This window comes from Microtetraspora fusca (genome assembly GCF_001570365.1).
Classification (GTDB): domain Bacteria; phylum Actinomycetota; class Actinomycetes; order Streptosporangiales; family Streptosporangiaceae; genus Microtetraspora; species Microtetraspora fusca.
In genome coordinates this window covers 1-1442 of record NZ_BBYK01000008.1, presented here as the reverse complement: position 1 = coordinate 1442, position 1442 = coordinate 1, and the positions used below count along the sequence as shown (strand labels likewise).

Sequence of the window (1442 nt, the reverse complement as noted above, 5' to 3'; positions counted from 1 at the left end):
GAGCAATGATCGAAACCTGTGGATCTGACGGGAAGGGGTGTACCTTCCCGAGTCATCTGATCATGGTTTCGAGATAAGGCCGACGTTGCAGCGTCGGTCGGGAAGGCACACCCGTGCTCACCGTAGTGCCCGAGCTGCCCGCTGACGACAGCACCTCGACATCCGTTTCGTCCTCGTTGATCGACCAGATCGTTCGCGAGGGAGCCCGCAAGATGCTCGCCGCCGCGTTGCAGGCCGAGGTGGACGCCTACATCGCCGCGTTCGCCGACGAACGCGACGAGGCCGGCCGCCGCTTGGTCGTGCGCAACGGCTACCACCAGCCCCGCGACATCCTCACCGCGGCTGGCGCGATCGAGGTGAAGGCTCCCCGGGTCAACGACAAGCGCATCGACGAGGCCACCGGCGAGCGCAAGCGGTTCTCCTCCGCGATACTGCCGCCGTGGTGCCGCAAGACGCCGCAGCTGACCGAGGTGCTGCCGCTCCTGTACCTGCACGGCCTGTCCTCAGGGGATTTCGTCCCCGCGCTGGGGCAGTTTCTCGGTTCGACAGCGGGCTTGTCCGCCTCGGTGATCACGCGTCTGACTGAGCAGTGGAAGGCCGAGCAGCGCACCTTCGCCGCCCGTGACCTGTCCGGCGTGGACTACGTCTACCTGTGGGTCGACGGCATCCACGTCAACATCCGGCTGGAGGAGCACAAGCTGTGCCTGCTGGTGATGATCGGCGTGCGGGCCGACGGACGCAAGGAACTGGTCGCGCTGACCGACGGCTACCGCGAGTCTGCCGAGTCGTGGGCCGACCTGCTGCGCGACTGCAAGCGACGCGGGATGCGGGCGCCGGTGCTCGCGGTTGGGGATGGCGCGCTCGGCTTCTGGTCCGCGCTGGGCGAGGTGTTTCCGCAGACCAGGGCCCAGAGGTGCTGGTTTCACAAGATCTCTAACGTGTTGGGGGCGCTCCCGAAGTCGGCCCACGCCGGTGCCAAGAAGGCGCTGGCGGAGATCTGGAACGCCGAGGACAGGGACCACGCCGAGCGCGCGGTGAAGGACTTCCAGGCTGTCTACGGTGTCAAGTACCCCAAGGCGGTGGCCAAGGTGGTCGATGACCTCGACGAGTTGCTGGCGTTCTACGATTTCCCGGCCGAGCATTGGGTGCACCTGCGCACGACCAACCCCATCGAGTCCACCTTCGCCACCGTCCGCCACCGGACCAAGGTCACCAAGGGGCCGGGCTCACGCGCGGCCGGGCTGGCGATGGCCTTCAAGCTGATCGAGTCGGCGCAGAAGCGCTGGCGCGCGGTTAACGCGCCGCATCTCGTCGCCCTGGTCCGCGCTGGGGCGACGTTCGTCAAGGGCAAGCTTGTCGAGCGGCCCAAGGAGTCACCGGCCATCGAGGATCAGTCGGTAGCCGCCTAAAAGATCCTGATCCACAGGTCTTGACGATTGCTC

The 1442-nt window shown here is 66.6% G+C and carries 1 protein-coding gene; it reads left to right on the top strand.

Annotation, left to right across the window (positions count from 1 at the left end):
• Positions 1 to 113 precede the first annotated feature (113 nt).
• On the top strand, positions 114 to 1409 hold the full coding sequence (locus AWQ68_RS00045) for an IS256 family transposase (RefSeq protein ID WP_066932620.1): 1296 nt from the start codon (positions 114 to 116) through the stop codon (positions 1407 to 1409).
• The last annotated feature ends 33 nt before the right edge of the window (positions 1410 to 1442 follow it).